Below are 19,171 nucleotides of genomic sequence, written 5' to 3' on the forward strand. Positions count from 1 at the left end.
CCTCAATGACTGACACTGTTTGGGCGCCGGACGGCAGCAACTTGGTGGTTCACGCGGACAACGCGGATTTCCTCCCGACGCTGCCGGACGGCGCCTTCACACTGATTTACGTGGACCCGCCCTTCAATACGGGCCGGGTCCAGAGCCGCCAGGAAACGCGCATGGTCCGCAACGCCGACGGCGACGGCGACCGCGTCGGCTTCAAGGGACGCTCGTATGACACCATCAAGGGCGCCCTGCACCGCTACGACGACGCGTTCAGCGACTACTGGTCCTTCCTGGAACCCCGGCTTGTGGAGGCCTGGCGCCTCCTCGCCGACGACGGCACTTTGTACCTGCATCTGGACTACCGCGAAGTCCACTATGCCAAGGTCATGCTGGACTCGATCTTCGGCCGGGAGTGCTTCCTGAACGAGATCATCTGGGCCTACGACTACGGCGCACGCGCCAAGAACCGCTGGCCCACCAAGCACGACAACATCCTCGTGTACGTCAAGAACCCCGCGAAGTACCACTTCGACAACGCCGAGGTCGACCGCGAGCCGTACATGGCGCCGGGCCTCGTGACTCCGGCCAAACGCGAACTGGGGAAGCTTCCCACGGACGTTTGGTGGCACACCATCGTTTCCCCGACCGGCAAGGAAAAGACCGGCTACCCGACGCAAAAGCCGGAAGGCCTGGTCCGGCGGATCGTCACGGCATCGAGCCGGCCAGGAGACTGGTGCCTCGACTTCTTCGCGGGTTCCGGCACGCTTGGTTCAGTCGCGGCGAAACTCGACCGCAGGTTCGTGTGCGTGGACCAGAACGCCCCGGCCATCGATGTGATGCGCAAGCGCCTGGACGGCAAGGCCACCTTCTACCCCGTCTAGCGGACTACCGAACTACCCGTACCTAGCTCCTCGATGCGGGCCAGGACGTCGGGGGACGTCAGGTTCTCCCCGAGCAGGTTGGGTTTGCCGGTTCCGTGGTAGTCGGACGATCCGGTCATGAACAAACCGTGTTCGGCAGCCAGTCGCCGCAGGAACACGCGGCCTTCCTCAGGATTGTCGCGGTGCTCCACTTCCAGCCCCAAGAGGCCGGCGTCGATCATTTCCCGGTAGGTCCGTTCCCCGACCACCCGGCCGCGGGCCGAGGCCACCGGATGCGCGAAGACGGGGACACCGCCCGCCGCGCGGACGAGCTCGACGGCGAGCGCCGGGTCCGGTGCGTAGTGCTGCACGAAATAGCGCGAGTGCGAGGTCAGGATGGCAGTGAACGCTTCGGAGCGGCTCGCCACCGCACCGGCGGCGACGAGGGCGTCGGCAATGTGGGGCCGGCCCACGGTGGCGCCCGGAGCCACATGATGGATGACATCGTCCCAGCTCAGGGGGTAGTCCTCTGCCAGGAGCGTGACCATGCGTTTGGCACGGGTGAGCCTCGCGTCCTTCGCCTTGGTGATCTCCTCAAGCAAGCCGGGGTGCGCGGGATCGTGGAGGTAGCTGAGCAGATGGACGCTGATCCCCTCCCGGGTGCGGCACGAGATCTCTATCCCCGGCACAAAGGCCACCCCGAATTCCAGTGCCGCGACGGAGGCCTGCTCCCATCCGTCGGTGGAGTCGTGGTCGGTCAGGGCCACCACGTCCAGACCCGCCGCGGACGCTGAAGCGATCACTCCCGCGGGAGCCTCGGTCCCGTCGGAAACATTGGAGTGCGCGTGCAGGTCGATCTTCACTTTCCAAGCGTATTTGATTGGGGACGGCTTGGACCGTTTCGGCGTTGGCCTAGTGTCGGCCTTGATGGGACGATGGGACGGTGAACGATGCAGAAAACACCCAAAACGGTGAACCCACAGCCTCCCAGCCACTGGAGGAGCGCGTCAACAACCGCTCCCAGCGGCCCACATCCGATGCCTTCAAGGCGTTCATGGCCAGCAATTGGGCGCCCGCGCCGCAGGTGACCCCTGCACGTGACGCTGTCGCAGACCACGCCGCCAGACGTCGTCGGGCCATCTCCGACAAGTTCGCGGGCTTGCGCCTCGTCCTACCGGCCGGCCCGCTCAAGGTCCGCTCGAACGATTGCGACTACCGCTTCCGCCCCCACTCCGGCTTCGCCCACCTCACGGGCTTGGGCCTGGACCACGAGCCCGATGCCGTGCTGGTCCTGGAACCTGTCGAGGAAGGAACCGGCGACGACGGCGGCAACCACCTCGCGACGCTCTACTTCCGTCCGCTGGCCGGCCGGGACACGGAACAGTTCTACGCCGACTCGCGCTCCGGTGAGTTCTGGATCGGCGCGCGTCCGACGCTCGAAGAATTCGAAGCGCGCCTCGGACTCAGGACGGCGCACCTCGACGAACTCGAGATGGCCATCACCAAGAACGTGGGTGCCCCGGAAATCGGTGGCATCTCCATCCGCTTGGTCCGCAAAGTCGACGAGAACATTGATGCCCTCGTGGACACGGCCCGCTACAACACCGCCAAAGATCCGGAGAACCTGGACCTCGGCGAACTCGATGCACTGGACGAACTGCTCAGCGAGGCGCTCTCGGAGCTGCGCTTGCTCAAGGACGACTGGGAAATCGCGCAGATGAAGATCGCCGTGGCCGCGACCGTGGAGGGTTTCGCCGACGTCGTCCGCGCCCTCCCCCGCGCCATGACCCACCACCGCGGCGAACGCGTCATCGAAGGCGCTTTCTTCGCGCGTGCCCGTGAGGAAGGGAACGAGCTCGGCTACGACACCATCGCGGCCGCCGGAAACAACGCCACGGTGCTGCACTGGACCCGGAACACGGGCAAGGTCAACGCAGGGGAACTCGTGCTGCTCGACGCCGGTGTGGAGGCAGATTCGCTCTACACCGCCGACGTCACGCGTACCATTCCGGTCAACGGAAAGTTCTCGGACGTCCAGCGCAAGGTCTATGAAGCTGTCCTCGACGCCGCCGACGCCGGATTCGCCGCGGCCCAGCCGGGCGTGAAGTTCCGCGACATCCACACCGCCGCAACCACGGTCCTCGCCGAACGCCTTGCCGAGTGGGGCCTGCTGCCGGTCTCCGTGGAGGAAGCCATCAGTACCGAAGGCCAGCAGCACCGCCGCTGGATGCCGCACGGCACCAGCCACCACCTTGGCCTGGACGTCCACGACTGTGCCCAGGCCAAGCGTGATCTCTACTTGGACGGCGTACTCACCGAGGGCATGGTGTTCACCATCGAACCCGGGCTCTACTTCAAGGCAGAGGACCTCGCCATTCCCGAGGAATACCGTGGAATCGGCGTCCGGATCGAGGACGACATCCTGATGACGGCAGACGGTCCCGTCAATCTCAGCGCCGCCCTCCCCCGCAAGGCCGACGACGTCGAATCCTGGATGGCGGGCATCTACCAGGACGCCGAAGCTTAACCACCGAGGCAAAACGCACGAGGAGGGCTACCGGATTTTGATGATCCGGTAGCCCTCCTCTTTCGTTAAAACACGTAGACGCCGGCTTCCGTCCACTTAATTTCGGGTTTTTTACACTGAGATTTGCCGTTTTGACCACTGAGATTGACGAAATCCACACGGAGACGCCCCGAGGCACTTGTACCCTCCTCCTAGGCGCAGCACCGATAGACGATCCCCCCGTTTGGTGCCGTTGCCATACCACAAAGTGGTATTTCTCTATCTTCGAATCGGTCAAAAGGAGGAGGTGAACACAATGGAGATGGTCTCAGAAGATGTGCTGGAGGCGGGAGCCACCCTGGCCTGTAGCAGCGGGTGCATGTGCACCTGATTTAGCGCTCGGTTCGTTGGTGGCGACGCTTGTGCTTCGCCACCAACGAGCCAAGTGAGATAGCAAGGATACGAACAACACTGAATTTGGGGGGCAGCGTGCGCTTGCCACTGTTCAATATTTTCGACTTTCCAAAGCACAAGAATTTCTATGAGGCTATTCATGCTGCGGGGCCAGTTGGCGCGTGGAACCTTATGAAGGTGCTCGACGCCCTCGATCGACCCATCTACCGGGCAAACCAACCAGACGTAGATAATTTCGACGTCTTGAAGGCCCGGGCCCTGGATTTCATGAATGCAGTCCCTGGGCTTGATGGCTTCGACAAGGAATTGCACGCCAGGAGCTTTGCTGGGTACGGACCGAAGCTGCAGTTTGAATCGACCTTCATCAATCTGTGGATGAAGGACACTGAGACGCTGTTTCGGGACGTTGTGGCTGTCGATGGGCCCCGCCACCTTCACGAGGCGGCGTCCAGTGGCCGAGGGGTAATCGCTCTCCCGCTCCATCTCGGACCCTCATATGCTGCCATTCCCATGCTCGCTTATGAAATGCCGACGACGACGCTCTACAACCGGATGAATTTTGACGAGATCCGCGCAGCGTCCTTTCCTGATTTAGACTTCCGTGGGATCCGGCTCGGGAGCACATCGGCGATGCGCTCTGGCCTGACCGCCCTGCGTGAGGGCAGGATCTTCTCCATGTTCCCTGAACTGGACCCTCGTGGAGTGGATGAGCACCATGCCCGAATTCCCTTCTTAGGGACAACCATCATGGTTCCCACCGGTCCGGTTGTCCTGAGCCATGTTTCCGGCGCCCCTATGGTCCCACTCACGCTCAGGGCCGTCGGCGACGGCCGCTTTCGACTCAAATACCACCCTGCGATACCACCGCCGGTATCTCCCGGTGAACGCCGCCGCTCCCTGCTGGCCGTTTGGGATGTCATTGAGTCAGAGCTTCTCGCCGGCGACGTCGGAGAATGGGAAATGTGGTTCGAATTTGACCGGATGCTCCCCCAGGTCTGGGCTATCGAGTCATGACCGTCGCCCCTCTTCCCGCCATTTCCCTTAAAGGCGTTCGTCGCCACTATGACGACGGTGCCGGAAACGAGAAAGCTGCACTAGACATTGATGAACTCGAGATCCAGCCGGGTGAACTTGTTGCCGTCATTGGCCCATCTGGATCCGGTAAGTCAACCCTGCTCCAATTGGTCGGTGGAATCGATTCGCCGACTGCAGGGTGTATAGACGTAGCAGGACTCCGGGTCTCCGAGATGGATGAAAAACAGACGACAATCTTCCGGCGGGAGAATATTGGATTCATTTTCCAGGCATTTCATCTTGTTCCAAGCATGACGGTGGTGGAGAACGTCGGGTTGTCATCGATTGTTTCCGGTCAAAGAGGCTTTCGTTGGCGATCAGATGCTCTGGTGCTGCTCGATCAGCTCGGGTTGTTTGAATATGCCGAGAGGTTTCCCGATCAATTGTCAGGCGGGCAACGTCAGCGGGTCGCCGTAGCTCGAGCGGTATTCGGGGCTCCTAGCGTCGTCCTAGCCGATGAGCCGACAGGAAGCCTCGACTCCGGGAATAGGGATATTGTTCTCCGTCTGATTCGCGACGCGATCGGAGACGGTCGTCGCACGACCGGGCTGATGGTCACCCATGATCCATATGCTGCGAGTTACGCCGACCGGATCATCGCCCTGCGGGACGGGAAGATCGTTGATCAGCTTGACCTGACCCTCAATGAACCAGATCGGGAGGGGGATTCTCACCATGATGAGCGCGTTCGCTCGTGGTTTGCGGCAACTTCGCTTTGATTTTCCCCGATATGGAGTCGCAGCGGTTGCATTGGTCTTCGGCGTTGCGCTCATTTTCGGCACCCTGCTCACATCGAAGAGCATCAACGACCAGCTGTCGCAAGGAGCCGGCTCGCTGTCAGGCATAGGCGACGTCGCGGTCGTGCCTGCTATTCCCGGAACCACAGTCCCGGAGAGCGCAGTCAAGGCCGTGGCGGATCTCCCTGGCGTTGCGACGCCGATCCCGACTCTGGCACGGAATTCGAGCGTCCGGTCTGCGGGAACCGTTGGAACAGGCCGCCCGCTGACGGTTACGGGTTACCCCACGACGTTCAACACTGAGCTTCAACTCATGAGGCTTGAGCTTCGGGGCGGGCTCCCTACCGTAAACAACCCTGAGGCACTGGTTCCGTCTGATGTGGCTTCGCGCTTAGGGGTGGACATAGGCGATTCCCTGGTGGTCGCGTCGAGCGACGCTACCACGCAGCTGCGCGTCGTAGGGGTGTTCAATGGCAAGGTTCTTGGTCCGTTGGCGTACGACAACATTTTTGTCGATTTGTCCTACGCCCAGACGATATTCAACCAGCAGGGCCAAGTATCAAGGGTTGACATCCAGCTGTCGGCCGGGAACTCCGCTGAACGCTGGCAGAGCGAGTATTCGTCCAGCCTGCCTCCTCAGTTCAAAGTACAAGACACTTCTGCCTTCAATTCGACCCTCGGTCCCCTCATCGCGGTTGTTTCACTCATCTTGATGATCGCCTCCGGCACCGTACTGGGCATCTCGATCCTCCTATCGGCGACGGCCTTCCAGTCAGTCGTGAATGCCCGCCGGCTGACTTATGGTGTCATGCGCGCTGTCGGCGCGCGCGGTTCCTGGCTGGCGGCCACCGTCCTTTATGAGGCACTGATGCTCGCGTTCGCGTGCTCGATGGTCGGGCTTGGGCTCGGGTTTGGTGTCAGCTGGATCCTCAACCAAGGGCTATCGTCGATGGGGAACATACCTCCAGCCACCGTGGCGGTCGAACTTTGGCAAGTTCTGCTTGCCATCCTGAGCGGGGTCGCCGCGGGCTGCGCCGGGGCGGCCCGGGCCATCATGAAAGTGCTGCGCCAGGCCCCTCTTACGGCTATCTCGCCTGAAGGCGCAGAGCGCAGGTCTTCAAACAGATTCCGCGTCGCCCTCAGCATCATGCTCCTCATATTCGGAGCAGGCAGCTACTGGTTCGACTCGCTCGTCGTCAAGCTCGTTGGCTTCGTCCTATCGCTGGCCGCCGCGGGCTTCCTCGCTCCGTCAATTCTCATCGCATGCACCAGGCTACAGATCTTCGCAGGATGGACAGGGAAGGCTGCGGCTCAGCGCCTGCGCAGACACGCATCGCTCGACTCCACGACGGCCATCATGGGGATTGTCGTCTGCCTGGGTGCGGCCCTTGTCATCGGGGTCGGCTCCGTACGGAGCGCCTTGATGGACCAGATTGGCCGTCAATTCGGGGCCGACATTCAAATATCGTCCACGACGCCCATCGTTGAGAAATTAGACGAACGTCTGGCGTCAATTCAAATGATCAACCGGGTTTCGGACACAGTTTGGGATCACGCGGCATTGCAGTTCCAAGGCACCACGAGCCAGGTTGCAATCCTTGCTGTCGATCCAAAGAGCTACTTCGCCACTGCTCAGCTTCCATGGCGCCACGGAAGTGACGGATCTGCACCAGCCGCCCTGGAAAAGGGAGGCGCGGTCATCATTCCTGAAGCTCTCGCCGCCAGCCGCGATATTTCCTTGGGCGACTACGTCAGATTAAATCGGGCAGGCAAGACCCTCTCGCTTCGCATCGTCGGGACGTATGCGTCCTTGGCAACAGGGAATCAGGTGGTGATGAGTCGCGACGCGGCAGCCGAGCTCGGAATTACCGGATCCAACGGCTGGAATGTAGAAGCGAGGCCGGGTGTCGACGTCACAGCGCTCCGGGACACGATCGCTGATTCAGTTGCCGACATCCCTGGCGTCTCGGTGATCACGGCCGCAAAAATGAAAGAGCGCGCAGAATCAGAGCTCGGCTCCTACGCCGGAGCCGCCTTCGGCATCGTTGTGCTTGCGCTCAGTCTCGGCGCAGTCGGCGCGGCCGGCCTGTTCTCAGTCGGCGTCGCTCGTCGGGAGAAAGAGTTCGGGATGTTGCGCGCGATTGGTGCCACCCGGGGCGACATAACGAGGCTCGTTGCGGTTGACGCGATCTTGATCGGAATTGCGGCGCTTGCTTCGGGACTTCTCGTTGGTCAGTTGGCTGGGTGGGTACTAACCCGGCTTGTCGCCGGGGCACTCGGAGTGACGCTGAGCACGACTGTTTCCGTCCTGGCATTCAGTGGAATCGCAATTGTCACCTTGACTGCATTGTGCTTGGCGGCGATAGGACCGAGCCGCAGGGCGGCTCGAATAGAGCCCGCAGCGGCCCTGAGGGCCGAGTGATGGCCGATAGAGGAGGAGCGAAGATGGGCTGCCGCCCGTTGAGACTGCGGGACAGCGTGCTCGTATTCAACCGCGATTGTCGAATGCAGTTCATTTGCACCATGGAACTCAGGGTCCTTGAATTCGACGTATCCCCGTTTGTGATCGAGTTGATCCCCTTGCTTGACGGGTCGAATTCCATCGAAAGGATCGAATCGATCCTCGAGGGAAGTGCCGGGTTCAGTTGCAAATCGCTTGAAAACGTCCTGGCCATCATGGAAACTGAGCGCCTCTTTGATACGTACCCGCAGCCGGAGCACCCGAGCGCAAACAAGTTCGAACGTCAAGAGAGGCTGTTCCAGGAGTTCGCATCCACGTTTTCCCTTACTAACTCGCCAACTCAACTGCAGGAGAAACTCCGCACTTCAAAAGTGGTGGTCGTTGGAGTCGGCGGAACCGGGACCTGGCTACTGCAATCCCTCGTCGCGGCAGGCATCGGCAGAATTGAGATTTTCGATCCGGACATTGTAGAACTCACAAATTTGAACCGGCAGATCCTATTTCAGCCTGGCGACCTGGGCTTGGCTAAGGTGGACGTCGCCGCCGAACGGTTCACGTCGATCGACGAGAACCTTCAGGTCACGGCGAACCGTCGCCGAGTGGTTGCCGCAGCAGATCTCGAATCGGCGTTAAGGGATGCCAGCCTGGTGGTCGGATGCGCCGATGAGCCGGACGTCGTCGTCCTCTCAGATATCATCGCTGAAGCCGCGACGGAAGCGCGCGTTCCTCACATCGTTGGTGGGGCGTATGGCGGGAACCTGGGCGTGCCCGGCACCAGCATCATCCCCGGTCAGACAGTGTGCTGGCAGTGCATCCGTTCACAGACCATGAATGATCACAACCGCGCCGACTTCCTCCCGCTCAAAGGACGAACGAGGAGCGGGGGGAGCATCGCAGCTATTTCGGGCTTGGTGGCGAATCTGGCGGCGTGGGAGGCTATGAAGATCCTGCTCGGGTTGCCGCTTGCCTTGTCTGGGCAGGTACGGGAACTCGACCTATTCACCTTGGACTGGCGCGTCCGGAAGCTCGCACGCCTTCCAGATTGCAGCTGTGAGGCCCCGCAATAACTACTGCTTCGCCTGATCCTCACCGGTGGCAGCTTGCTCGCCGTTTCCTGGTTCGTTCACCCGCACGCCGTATTGCGGACGGCCGTCGGGAAGGTCCGGGTAGCGCACGCCGGCGGTCGGCCGCGCGGCCGCAGCCGGGGCCGCGGCGTCCGCAGCAGGCTGGGCGGGCTCGCCGGCGGTTGCCTGTCCGGCTTCCGGTCCACGCTGGCCATACGGATCCTGCCAAGACGCCGGGCGCTCCGGGGCCGGACCCTGCGGTGCACCGGGATGCGCCGGCGGGTTCCGGTAGTCCTGCGGCGTGTAGGCCTGCGGCGGCCGCCCGAAGGCTGCCTCGGAAGGATTCATCGGCAACTGGTGAAGGAGACGGCGGGCTTCGTGGGATGCCTCCAAGGCGACAATGACGTCATAGTTCGTCGCCACTACCTGGCTGGTGGAGGTGAAGTCCCGCTTCCCGCGCTGTGCTGCGTAGGTGACGATCCCAAAGAGCATGAAGAATGCAGCACCCATGAGGACCGACGTCACAATCGAGAAGGGGCCACCGGCCGGGGTGAAGAACGAAAGCATGACGCCCACGAACAGGCCGAACCACATACCGCTCAGGGCTCCGGACAAGGCGACCCTGGGGTAACTGAGCCGTCCCGTAACCCGCTCCACCATTTTGAGGTCGTTTCCGACAATGGAGACATGCTGGACGGGGAACTGCTGGTCGGCAAGATAATCCACCGCCTTCTGGGCATCGAGATAGGAAGTGTAAGAGCCCACGGTGTCGCCTTTAGGGACGCTGCGGGATTCCTCCGTGGCCTTAGGGGCACCGAAAATGTTCGCCATACCCCCATTCTGTCCCATACACATGTGAACCGGCTGAAATTCAGCTAAAAGAGAGCAGACTCGGTAGCCTGTAAGGGTGAGCACAAATCCTTCACGCATCTTTGTTGCGCGCTTGCTCGGCCTCGACGTTTTCGACCCCCTCGGCGATCGCCTGGGCCGGCTGCGCGACGTCGTGGTGCTCTCGCGCGGATTGCGCGGGGCCCCGCACGCAGTGGGTATCGTCGTCGAAGTTCCGGGCAAGAAGCGCGTCTTCGTTCCCATGACCAGGCTGACGTCCATGGACCAGAGCCAGATCATCTGTACCGGACTGGTCAATCTGCGGCGCTTCCAGCAACGCGGTGCCGAGCAACTGGTGGTCGGCGAGCTCTTTGACCGCAAGGTGACCCTCAAGGACGGCAGCGGCGACGCCATCATCGAAGACATCGCCATGGACCAGCAGCGCAACGGTGACTGGCTCGTCTCCAAGCTTTTCATTCGACGCGGCACGTCTACGTCCAGGCTCCGGGGGTTGCGCCGCGGTCATACCCTCCTGGTGGACTGGGCGGACACGCTGCAGGGCTCCGAGAACGATCCCCAAGGTGCAAGCCACTTCGTCGCCACGCACGAGGACCTCAAGCCGGCCGACTTCGCCGACGCACTCCAGGAGATGTCGGACAAACGACGGATCGAAGTGGCCAGCGAGCTGCAGGACGAACGCCTCGCCGATGTGCTCCAGGAGTTGCCGGAAGAAGACCAGGTCACGCTGTTGTCCGCTTTGGACAACGAACGCGCAGCCGACGTCCTGGAAGAAATGGACCCGGACGACGCCGCAGACCTGTTGGCTGACCTGCCTTCCGCCAAGGCCGAGGAACTACTGCTCCTGATGGAGCCCGACGAGGCTGACGATGTCCGCAGGCTCCTGCAGTACGACGAGGACACCGCCGGCGGCCTCATGACCCCGGTTCCCGTCATCCTTCCACCGGAAGCCACGGTGGCCGAGGCACTTGCCCATGTGCGCAGCGAGGAGCTCTCCCCCGCCCTGGCCTCGGCCATCTTCATTTGCCGCCCTCCGTTGGAGACACCCACGGGACGATTCCTCGGCGTCGTGCATATCCAGCAATTGCTCCGCAGCGCCCCGCCCGAACAGCTCGGCAGCATCGTGGACAAGAACCTGGAGCCGGTTTCCGATCACGCCAGCGTCAGCGAGGTCAGCCACACCATGGCCTCCTACAACCTGAACTCCCTCCCGGTCGTAAATAGCGCCGGCCGCCTCGTAGGGGCGGTGACTGTTGATGACCTCCTAGACCATTTGCTCCCGGACGACTGGCGAACCCACGAAGACGGAGCCCCGATCAGGAAACTAGGAGGCCGAATTGGCTGAGAAGCCCACCAGCGGAGGATTGGACACCCCGCTCGAGCTGCGTTCCCGCATGCTGCCGAATTTCGGCAGCGATCCCGATGCCTTCGGCCGGTTTGCCGAACGCTTCGCCCGTTACATGGGTACGGCGAATTTCCTGTTCTACATGACGATCTTCGTGATCGTCTGGATCGCGTTCAACGTTATTGGCTTGTTCGGCTTCCAGTGGGATCCCTACCCGTTCATCCTCCTCAATCTCTTCTTCTCCACACAGGCCTCCTACGCCGCGCCCCTGATCCTGTTGGCCCAGAACCGCCAGGACGACAGAGACCGCGTGACAATCGAACAGGACCGGGCCCGTGACGAGCGCAATCTGGCTGACACCGAATACTTGACCCGTGAGGTCGCGGCTCTCCGCATCGCCCTGCGCGAGGTCGCTACCAGGGATTACGTGCGCGCCGAACTCCGCTCGCTGCTGTCGGATCTGCTCGAAGCGCAGGAAGAGTTGGGGCCGAACAATTCCGGCGGCTCCAACAACGGCGAGAAAGCCAAGGACAAAATCAAGGACAAGCGCAACAAACAGCGCAATCCTCCCACCCAGCAGATCCCCAAGATCCATCCGGCGCATTCCAGCGCCAGCCAATCCGAACCCGACCTCTCGGCCGTCGGCACGTCGCCAACGCGGAACCCGGGTCCCCCCGCCCAGCCCGAAAGCTGAACACCCACCCCATGAGCACACCATCCGTCGAGGCCCTCAACGCTGCCTTGGCAACCGTCATCGATCCCGAACTCCGCCGGCCCATCACGGAATTGGGGATGCTGGATTCGGTAGAGGCCAGTCCGGACGGAACCGTCCGGGTTGCGGTGCTGCTGACCATCGCCGGCTGCCCGCTGCGGGAAACCATAACGGCCGACGCCACCGCGGCCCTGACGCGGGTTCCCGGCGTGACCGCCGTCGATGTCGAGCTCAAGGTCATGACACAAGCGCAACGCGATGCCCTCAAGGAACAGTTGCGAGGCGCAGGCGGGCAACGCGGAATACCTTTCAACGAGCCGGGCTCCCTGACGAAGGTCTTCGCCGTGGCCAGCGGCAAGGGCGGTGTAGGCAAGTCCTCCGTGACGGTCAACCTTGCGTGCGCCCTTGCAGCGCAGGGGCTGCGCGTGGGAATCGTCGATGCCGATGTCCACGGCTTCTCCGTTCCGGCGCTCATGGGAATCACGCAGCAGCCCACCCGGGTGGACGACATGATCCTCCCGCCCGTGGCCTTCGGCGTGAAGGTGATCTCCATTGGCATGTTCGTTTCCGGGAACAAAGCGGTGGCCTGGCGGGGGCCCATGCTGCACCGCGCCCTGGAGCAATTCCTCACGGATGTCTATTTCGGCGATCTGGATGCCTTGTTCCTGGACCTTCCACCGGGCACGGGCGACATCGCGATCTCGGTGGCACAGTTGCTTCCCAACGCCGAAATCCTCGTGGTGACCACCCCGCAGGCCGCGGCAGCCGACGTTGCCGAGCGGGCCGGAACCATCGCAACGCAGACGGGCCAGAAGCTTGCCGGCGTCGTGGAGAACATGTCCTTCCTGGAGATGCCCGACGGCGGCAGGATGGAATTGTTCGGAAGCGGCGGCGGGCGGGTGCTGGCTGAGCGGCTGAGCGCCGCCGTCGGGACCGACGTTCCGCTTTTGGGACAGATCCCCTTGGACATCCGTCTGCGCGAAGGCGGCGACGCTGGCCGCCCCGTGGTGCTGACGGCTCCGGAGACGGCCGCTGCACAGGCACTTCAGGCCATCGCGGGAAAGCTCAATGCCAAGCCCCGCGGCCTGGCCGGAATGTCCCTCGGGATCCAGCCGAAATAGCCTTCTTAGGTGGCTTCAGCGTCGAAGGGCGCTTTTTCACCGACGGAAAGCCGTTCGACAACCCGTTCGGGAGCTTTCGTCGGAGTGTCCACTGCTGCCACAGCGACAGGCGCACCGTCGCTGACGGGCTTCGTGTCGTCGTCGAGCAGCGCTTCCTTGATGATCCGGCGCGGATCGTACTGGCGCGGGTCATACTTCTTCCAGTCGACTTCATCTATGTCGATGCCGACTTCTTCCTTGATCTGCTCACGCGCGCCGGACGCCATGCGCCGCAGCTCCTTGACCAGATTCGTCAGCTTCCGCGTGTATTCAGGCAAACGGCTGGGGCCGATCACGATGACGCCGATGATCAGCAGGATGAGAAACTCCGAGCCATTGATTCCAAACACGTATCGAAGATTACCCTGTCCGTTGGTCCGCTCAGAAACCTGCGAGGCCCGCCAGGGTATGGAGTCCCCGTTCCAGCCGATCGTTCCAGGTCCCTGTGCTGTTTTCGGCGGGCCGGGAAACCACCAGCGAGTCGCCCGCTTTCACGAGCTCCGGAACGGCTCCGGCGGCCTGGCTGGCAGGCATGTCGGAGGAATAACGCAGCACTGCCACCGGCGAGGAGTAGACGGCCTGCCACGGGGCCCCCTGGGTAATGGACAATTGGGTCCCCGAAGCGCCGCTGCCCTCCAAGTGCTGCTCCACCAGCGTGGCGTGGTGGTCACCGTCACTGAGGTGCAGCTCAACGGCAGGGTGCCCGTCCTGCATCAGGGCCCGGGCGGAAACCACGTGGTAACCCATGCTTGCCATTTCGGGACATGCCCAGCCGTCCCTCCGCAGTTCGGACAATTGCTGCTCGCTCAGGTTCACCGTCCCGGCAACGCCGACGGGCAGGCTCAACTGCGAACCCGTCACGGGGAGTTGCTCTGCGGCGTTTCCGGGCACGGTGGAACTGACCAGGGTCCGGACTTCCTGCTCGCCACGGTCGGACGCCTGGGGCGCAACTTCGCCGCCAAGCGCGTAGGCCGCAACCGCCAGGATTCCTGCGCTGACGGCGAGCCCGCCGGCCGCGGCGCTGGCGAGCCGGATCCCGTGCCATACGCTTCGCTGGGGCGCCGGGCGCTCGTCGACATCGGATTGCGCCAACCGCTGGGTGTGCTCGATCAGCCTGTTGGTGAAGTCCTGGCTCGCCTCGGGAACGGCGGCACGGCGAAGCCGTTCGAGGTACTGGCGTTCCCGCAGGACAGCGGCGTGGCATTCAGAGCATTGCTGCAGGTGGCCGGGGGCTCGGCTGTGCCGGATATTTCCCCGAGTCAAACCACCGAGTCGTCCTTTCAGCAGACCCATCGGCGACTAAAGGAGGCCGGCGATGCGCGGCATCTTAAGGCGCGGCTTGCGGGCCTGGACCGGACGCGGATCCCGGTGCGCCAGTTTTTCGCGGAGCATTGTCCGGCCGCGGTGGATGCGGGACCTGACGGTTCCCAGCTTCACGCCGAGCGCCTCGGCAACTTCGTCGTAGGAGAGGCCTTCAAGATCGCAAAGCACGACGGCGGCGCGAAAGTCCGGGGGCAGTTCTTCCAGGGCGCGCTGGACGTCGAGATCGAGGTTGTTCAACTCGAAGCTCTGCTCGGGACCGGGTTCATGTCCAGGCAGCCGGGATTCGGCGTCTTCGGCCAGGGCATCGAATCGGATACGGCTTTTCCGACGGGCCTGGTCGAGGAAGAGATTGGTGGTGATCCGGTGCAGCCAGCCGTCGAGTGTGCCTGGCTTGAAGTTTTCGAGCGAACGGAAGACCCTGACGAAGACTTCCTGGGTGAGGTCCTCGGCGTCGAACTTGTTTCCGGTGAGCCGGTAGGCAAGGCGGAAGACCTTGGCGGAGTGGTTCTCCACCACTTCTTCCCAGCTTGGCCTGACCCATTCTTCGGCTGGCGGGGCCGTGTCGGTGGAACCCAGGACTGCTGCCGTTGCCTGGACTGGCGCAGCACTTGATGCCCGCATCGTCCGCTCCCCTCAAACTGTTTGTCATCCTGCCGGTCACTCAGGAGTTCGTTGCCGGCCCTCACTTGGATGGCTGGATATACATCATCCCAGTGTTGCCTGAGATTTTGCTGATCGCAGGCAGGCTTTTCCCGCAGAGCGAACATCATCCGGAGGAAGCCGGAGAGACACAGAATTGCGGGCCGCAGGCATCCGGGCTGGGCGGCCCGTAGCCAGTAGTCTGGAAGGAATACCCCTCTGCCTGGAAAGCGAACCCCCATGAGTGCCGACAAGTCAACCAGCTGGTCCTATGCAGAAGATCTGCCTGCCGAGGACGACGTGTTGCTTCGCGCCCGTGAACGCTCCTTCGAGCTGGGCGTTACTCCCGTCAGCCCCGGCGTTGGCGCCGTCCTGACAGTCCTGGCCGCGGCGTCGAAGGCACAGACGGTTGTGGAGGTCGGCTCCGGGGCAGGGGTCTCCGGCGTGTGCCTGCTGCGCGGCCTCAGCCCGCAGGCCGTCCTGACCACTATCGACGTCGACGTCGAGCACCTCAAGGCCGCCCGCGAGGCCTTCCTGGAATCCGGCAGTCCGGCGAACCGCACCCGGACGATCTCCGGCCGTGCGGCCGACGTTTTGCCGCGCCTCACCGACTCCGCATACGACCTCGTGTTCATCGACGCCGACAAACCGAACTTTCCCGGTTACGTTCAGCAAGCCATCCGATTGCTCAAGTCGGGCGGAACATTGGTCATCAATGACGCGCTGGACAAGGACAAAGTTTCCAACCCGGCCGCCAGGGACAGCACCACCGTGGTGTTGCGCCAGATCGGCAAGGCCATCCGCGACGACGAACGGCTCTCGTCAGCGATGCTTCCCACGGGAGACGGATTGCTGGTAGCGGTCAAGAAGTAGCTGGCCCTCGTTCGCCTTCAGGCTTAAACATGAAAGCAGGGCGCCGGCTCTTCTGCCGGGGCCCTGCCCAGTGAATCTATTCGGTAACGCCTACGAGGCATTCCTTGAGGTTCGCCGCCTCTGCTGCGTTGAGCTCGACCACCAGCCGTCCTCCGCCTTCGAGCGGCACACGCATGATCAGGCTGCGGCCCTCTTTGGTTACTTCCATAGGGCCGTCGCCAGTACGTGGTTTCATAGCCGCCATTAGGAAAATCCCCTCCAGTTGTCCCAAATCCCGCCAACCCGGCCGGGTTGGTTCCGTGTGGAATATACGGCGTCAACAGTCATGGCAGTTCAGGCGTCGTCGCCGGGCACCCGCGGGTGCCCGGCGACGCCGACTGAACTGCCATGATTGTCGACGCCGTATATCCCACGCGGAGCCAACCCGGCCGGGTTGGCTCCGCGTGGAATATACGGCGTCGACAGTCATGGCAGTTCAGTCGTCGTCGCCGGGCACCCGAGGGTGCCTTTGTCCTTGCTTGTGTCCATTATCTCGTAATTACCCGCCCGTAGCTAATTGATGGACTTTTCCCGCCGGGCCGTGATCGCGCTTGAACTGGCGAAACGACGGGGAGGCATCACGGAGGATAGTCGCCGCCGCCCGGCAACTGCGCCCACGCCCACAGCCAGACGATCCATACGATCTGGAGGAGGAAGAACATGACCACCACGGTGCCGCGGTAAGCCTTCGAGCGGGACAACCAGGCCGTGCTGAGCGCCAAGGGGAACAAGGGCAAGAGCATCCGGAACGTGCTCGTCTGGGGGTGCAGGAAGACCAGAAGATACCCCACGTAGCACGTGCACCAAAGCCTCAGTTCGGTGCCGAGGGCCCGGACAGGTTTGCTCAACATCAGCAGGGCAAAGAGCGCGACGAAGACGAACGGCGCGAGAATGCCGAGTACCGGCCCGAAGAGCATTTGGCCGGTCTCGAACCATGGCTTGAACGGAACAAGGTCGTCCCCTCGCCAAACAGTTTCGGTCTTGGTGTAGGCCAGCGGGTCCCCCGTGACCGCCCAGGCGATGGCCGGCCACGCGAGGGCCCCCGCCGCGCTGACCCCCACTAGCGCGGCCAGCGATCCAAGCTCCCGGAGCGTCGGGATCGACCCGGCGGCGGGCACGTCGGCGGGCACGTCGGCGGGCACGTCGCCTGGCACTGACGGGCGGCGCCCGAACCTCTTCCACAAGTGGTGGACCAGGAGTAGGCCCACCATGGCCGCGAAGGGCACTCCAGTGGGCCGCGACAGGCACATGAGCAGGACCACGGGCATCGCCGCGAGGTACTTGCGACGCACCAGCAGCAGGAGCGAACCCGCCAGGAGCAGGGTATTGAGGGATTCCGCGTAGGGGACCTGCAGGATGGCCGAGACGGGGAACATCGAGAAGAAGGTCAGTGCCCACAGCGCCGTGGTCCGCCCGGCGAATTCCCGGAACAGTTTGTAGGCCACCAGGGCCGCCCCAAGCCCGGCCACCATCGCGACGACCGTCAGGGCGGGCAGCGTCGCCAGTCCGGTGAGTGCACCGAGCGCCTTGGCAAGGTACGGAAAGAGTGGATAGAACGCCCAGGAATTTTCCGCGACGCCGCCGTTCGCATTGACCGGCAAAACAGAGGGGTACCCGTTGTTCACCGCTTCGGCGTACCAGCGCCCATCCCAGATGGTGATGAAGTTCCAGTAGTCAGGTGCCGGCGGAAACCACGGATTGACGCCTTGCTGCAACGCTGCGGCCATGAAGATGCAAGCGCTGACAAGCCTCGAGGCGATGTAGACGAGGGAGACCTGGACCCACCACGGCCAGCCCGCGGCGTGGGCTCCGGCGCGGCGCAATCTTCGGACCAGGAATCCCGTCGGGGACCGCGATTCGAGTGACGGGGTCACTCTCTTGGGTCTTCCTGGTTCCCGGCTGCCTCCAAGGCCAGTTTCAGCCGTTCGATTTCCCTCTCCTGCGAGGTCAGCTGATCCCGGAGCTCATCGAGGACCTCATCCACCTGGTCCATCCGGTAGCCCCGCAGCCCAAGGGCGAAGCGCACGCGGTCGACGTCGGATGCCTTGGCTCCTGCCGGCAACAGGACCGGCGGCAGGTTCGGGACGGGTTCGTCCAAACCGGCGCCGGAGTCGCGGGAGGATCTCGCCATTCCGGCGCCGAGGAACAACACGGCACCGATAATGACAATCGCGAGAAAGACCAGAAAAAAGCTCACAACAACCATCGTGCCAGACTCAGCTGAGAGCTCAGTGACGGCAAGGCTACTCCGGGCGCTGGTCCCCGTTGGTCGAGGGTGGCCGCGGGATTCCGTGCAGGACGCGGTGAACGGCGTCCGCAGGATCGTCCACAAGCTGGATGAGGTCCAGGTCCTTCGCGGAGACCATGCCTTCGGCCACCAGGGTCCCCTTGATCCATTCGATCATCGGGCTCCAGAAGTCGACCCCCAGGAGGACGATGGGGAACGATGTCACCTTGCGGGTCTGCACCAGGACCATGGCTTCGAACAGTTCGTCCAGGGTTCCCAGGCCGCCCGGCAGGACAATGAACCCTTGCGCGTACTTGACGAACATGGTCTTGCGGGCAAAGAAGTACCTGAAGTTGATGCCAAGGTCCACCCAGCGGTTGAGGCCTTGTTCGAACGGCAGCTCGATTCCCAGTCCCACGGAAACGCCGTTGCCTTCAACGGCGCCCCTGTTGGCGGCTTCCATGGATCCCGGGCCACCACCTGTGATGACGGCGACGCCGGCTTCCGCGAGGTGGCGGCCCACCTGCACGCCCATATCGTAATAGCCGGTGCCCGGCTTGGTGCGGGCGGAACCAAAGACACTGACGGCGGGGCCGAGCTCGGCGAGCGCACCGAATCCTTCAACGAATTCACTCTGGATCCGCAGGACCCGCCACGGGTCGGTGTGAATGAAGTGGTCGGCTCCCCTGGTGTCCAGGAGTCGCTGGTCCGACATCGGCATAGCGGCCTGTTTGCGCCGAAGCTCCAAGGGTCCTTTGTGCTTGGCTGGCGGCTCTGCGGCTACGGCCGGAGCTGACGCTGCCGATCCGTTGCTCATCGCCTTGCCATTGGCGTCTGGACTAGGAACTTGGGGCTGGCTGGTACTCATTGACCTAGGCTAGCGCGGATGGCGGCTGCAGCCGT

At 62.9% G+C, this 19,171-nt stretch carries 19 protein-coding genes; 10 read left to right on the forward strand and 9 right to left on the reverse strand.

The window, feature by feature from the left end:
* Positions 1 to 5 precede the first annotated feature (5 nt).
* Positions 6 to 869, forward strand: a complete 864-nt coding sequence (locus tag VLA65_RS05335; RefSeq protein WP_284991457.1) for a DNA-methyltransferase — start codon at positions 6 to 8, stop codon at positions 867 to 869.
* Here the strand turns inward: VLA65_RS05335 and VLA65_RS05340 are convergent.
* The gene (locus VLA65_RS05340; protein WP_306964279.1) at positions 866 to 1,711 is read right to left on the reverse strand and encodes a PHP domain-containing protein; all 846 of its coding nucleotides are present in this window, start codon (positions 1,709 to 1,711) and stop codon (positions 866 to 868) included. The two genes, VLA65_RS05335 and VLA65_RS05340, sit on opposite strands and share 4 nt — an antisense overlap.
* A gap of 80 nt (positions 1,712 to 1,791) precedes the next feature.
* Between VLA65_RS05340 and VLA65_RS05345 the strand changes: the two genes are divergently transcribed.
* The 5 genes from VLA65_RS05345 to VLA65_RS05365 all read left to right on the forward strand — a co-directional run bounded on the left by VLA65_RS05345 (position 1,792) and on the right by VLA65_RS05365 (position 9,107).
* On the forward strand, positions 1,792 to 3,375 hold the full coding sequence (locus VLA65_RS05345) for an aminopeptidase P family protein (RefSeq protein WP_332601967.1): 1,584 nt from the start codon (positions 1,792 to 1,794) through the stop codon (positions 3,373 to 3,375).
* A 468-nt stretch (positions 3,376 to 3,843) separates the two neighbouring features.
* Positions 3,844 to 4,782, forward strand: a complete 939-nt coding sequence (locus tag VLA65_RS05350) for a lysophospholipid acyltransferase family protein (RefSeq protein WP_059387498.1) — start codon at positions 3,844 to 3,846, stop codon at positions 4,780 to 4,782.
* Positions 4,779 to 5,561, forward strand: coding sequence for an ABC transporter ATP-binding protein (locus VLA65_RS05355; protein WP_332601968.1), 783 nt, complete (start codon positions 4,779 to 4,781; stop codon positions 5,559 to 5,561). The genes VLA65_RS05350 and VLA65_RS05355 overlap by 4 nt, the downstream gene beginning before the upstream one ends.
* A gap of 31 nt (positions 5,562 to 5,592) precedes the next feature.
* On the forward strand, positions 5,593 to 8,001 hold the full coding sequence (locus VLA65_RS05360; protein WP_332601969.1) for an FtsX-like permease family protein: 2,409 nt from the start codon (positions 5,593 to 5,595) through the stop codon (positions 7,999 to 8,001).
* Between the two features lie 101 nt (positions 8,002 to 8,102).
* A complete protein-coding gene (locus tag VLA65_RS05365) occupies positions 8,103 to 9,107 on the forward strand; it encodes a HesA/MoeB/ThiF family protein (protein WP_172465471.1) in 1,005 nt (334 codons plus the stop codon).
* On the opposite strand, the gene VLA65_RS05370 is transcribed toward VLA65_RS05365, so the two are convergent.
* On the reverse strand, positions 9,108 to 9,935 hold the full coding sequence (locus VLA65_RS05370; protein ID WP_332601970.1) for a general stress protein: 828 nt from the start codon (positions 9,933 to 9,935) through the stop codon (positions 9,108 to 9,110).
* Between the two features lie 76 nt (positions 9,936 to 10,011).
* Here VLA65_RS05370 and VLA65_RS05375 point away from each other — a divergent pair, with 76 nt between their 5' ends.
* From VLA65_RS05375 to VLA65_RS05385, 3 genes are read left to right on the forward strand one after another with little or no spacing between them, the layout of a single operon-like run.
* Entirely contained in the window at positions 10,012 to 11,295 is a 1,284-nt protein-coding gene (locus VLA65_RS05375) for a magnesium transporter MgtE N-terminal domain-containing protein (protein ID WP_236812034.1), read from the forward strand.
* A gap of 49 nt (positions 11,296 to 11,344) precedes the next feature.
* Positions 11,345 to 11,989: a DUF1003 domain-containing protein gene (locus VLA65_RS05380; protein ID WP_307055270.1), complete on the forward strand. Its 645-nt coding sequence runs from the start codon at positions 11,345 to 11,347 to the stop codon at positions 11,987 to 11,989.
* 11 nt (positions 11,990 to 12,000) lie between these two features.
* Complete coding sequence (locus VLA65_RS05385; protein ID WP_284991441.1) at positions 12,001 to 13,128, forward strand: Mrp/NBP35 family ATP-binding protein; 1,128 nt, start codon at positions 12,001 to 12,003, stop codon at positions 13,126 to 13,128.
* Positions 13,129 to 13,133: 5 nt separating this feature from the next.
* On the opposite strand, the gene VLA65_RS05390 is transcribed toward VLA65_RS05385, so the two are convergent.
* From VLA65_RS05390 to sigE, 3 genes are read right to left on the reverse strand one after another with little or no spacing between them, the layout of a single operon-like run.
* Positions 13,134 to 13,517: a twin-arginine translocase TatA/TatE family subunit gene (locus VLA65_RS05390; RefSeq protein WP_059387493.1), complete on the reverse strand. Its 384-nt coding sequence runs from the start codon at positions 13,515 to 13,517 to the stop codon at positions 13,134 to 13,136.
* A gap of 31 nt (positions 13,518 to 13,548) precedes the next feature.
* Positions 13,549 to 14,430, reverse strand: a complete 882-nt coding sequence (locus VLA65_RS05395; protein WP_332601971.1) for a hypothetical protein — start codon at positions 14,428 to 14,430, stop codon at positions 13,549 to 13,551.
* Positions 14,431 to 14,466: 36 nt separating this feature from the next.
* On the reverse strand, positions 14,467 to 15,111 hold the full coding sequence (gene sigE / locus VLA65_RS05400; RefSeq protein WP_059387491.1) for an RNA polymerase sigma factor SigE: 645 nt from the start codon (positions 15,109 to 15,111) through the stop codon (positions 14,467 to 14,469).
* A 258-nt stretch (positions 15,112 to 15,369) separates the two neighbouring features.
* Between sigE and VLA65_RS05405 the strand changes: the two genes are divergently transcribed.
* Positions 15,370 to 16,002 (forward strand): O-methyltransferase, encoded by a 633-nt coding sequence (locus VLA65_RS05405; RefSeq protein WP_059387489.1) that lies wholly within the window; start codon positions 15,370 to 15,372, stop codon positions 16,000 to 16,002.
* A 76-nt stretch (positions 16,003 to 16,078) separates the two neighbouring features.
* Here VLA65_RS05405 and VLA65_RS05410 read toward each other — a convergent pair whose 3' ends face one another.
* The 4 genes from VLA65_RS05410 to VLA65_RS05425 all read right to left on the reverse strand — a co-directional run bounded on the left by VLA65_RS05410 (position 16,079) and on the right by VLA65_RS05425 (position 19,085).
* Positions 16,079 to 16,246: a DUF3117 domain-containing protein gene (locus tag VLA65_RS05410; protein ID WP_009357720.1), complete on the reverse strand. Its 168-nt coding sequence runs from the start codon at positions 16,244 to 16,246 to the stop codon at positions 16,079 to 16,081.
* A gap of 373 nt (positions 16,247 to 16,619) precedes the next feature.
* The gene (locus tag VLA65_RS05415; RefSeq protein WP_442880186.1) at positions 16,620 to 17,915 is read right to left on the reverse strand and encodes a hypothetical protein; all 1,296 of its coding nucleotides are present in this window, start codon (positions 17,913 to 17,915) and stop codon (positions 16,620 to 16,622) included.
* Positions 17,912 to 18,247, reverse strand: a complete 336-nt coding sequence (locus VLA65_RS05420; RefSeq protein WP_332601972.1) for a DivIVA domain-containing protein — start codon at positions 18,245 to 18,247, stop codon at positions 17,912 to 17,914. Before VLA65_RS05420 ends, VLA65_RS05415 begins: the two co-directional genes overlap by 4 nt.
* A 37-nt stretch (positions 18,248 to 18,284) precedes the next feature.
* Positions 18,285 to 19,085 carry a TIGR00730 family Rossman fold protein gene (locus tag VLA65_RS05425; RefSeq protein WP_059387487.1) on the reverse strand — a complete coding sequence of 267 codons (801 nt, stop codon included), beginning with the start codon at positions 19,083 to 19,085 and terminating at the stop codon, positions 18,285 to 18,287.
* Positions 19,086 to 19,171 lie beyond the last annotated feature (86 nt).

The sequence above is a fragment of the Arthrobacter sp. S2(2024) genome (genome assembly GCF_036662515.1).
Classification (GTDB): Bacteria; Actinomycetota; Actinomycetes; order Actinomycetales; family Micrococcaceae; genus Arthrobacter.

Bases quoted from the DNA above. Each gene is read 5' to 3' on its own strand.
- VLA65_RS05370 (WP_332601970.1), bottom strand. From the start codon at position 9,935: ATGGCGAACATTTTCGGTGCCCCTAAGGCCACGGAGGAATCCCGCAGC.
- VLA65_RS05365 (WP_172465471.1), top strand. From the start codon at position 8,103: ATGGAACTCAGGGTCCTTGAATTCGACGTATCCCCGTTTGTGATCGAG.
- VLA65_RS05380 (WP_307055270.1), top strand. From the start codon at position 11,345: ATGCTGCCGAATTTCGGCAGCGATCCCGATGCCTTCGGCCGGTTTGCC.
- VLA65_RS05355 (WP_332601968.1), top strand. From the start codon at position 4,779: ATGACCGTCGCCCCTCTTCCCGCCATTTCCCTTAAAGGCGTTCGTCGC.
- VLA65_RS05385 (WP_284991441.1), top strand. From the start codon at position 12,001: ATGAGCACACCATCCGTCGAGGCCCTCAACGCTGCCTTGGCAACCGTC.
- VLA65_RS05425 (WP_059387487.1), bottom strand. From the start codon at position 19,085: ATGAGCAACGGATCGGCAGCGTCAGCTCCGGCCGTAGCCGCAGAGCCG.
- VLA65_RS05420 (WP_332601972.1), bottom strand. From the start codon at position 18,247: ATGGTTGTTGTGAGCTTTTTTCTGGTCTTTCTCGCGATTGTCATTATC.
- VLA65_RS05335 (WP_284991457.1), top strand. From the start codon at position 6: ATGACTGACACTGTTTGGGCGCCGGACGGCAGCAACTTGGTGGTTCAC.
- sigE (WP_059387491.1), bottom strand. From the start codon at position 15,111: ATGCGGGCATCAAGTGCTGCGCCAGTCCAGGCAACGGCAGCAGTCCTG.
- VLA65_RS05410 (WP_009357720.1), bottom strand. From the start codon at position 16,246: ATGGCGGCTATGAAACCACGTACTGGCGACGGCCCTATGGAAGTAACC.
- VLA65_RS05405 (WP_059387489.1), top strand. From the start codon at position 15,370: ATGAGTGCCGACAAGTCAACCAGCTGGTCCTATGCAGAAGATCTGCCT.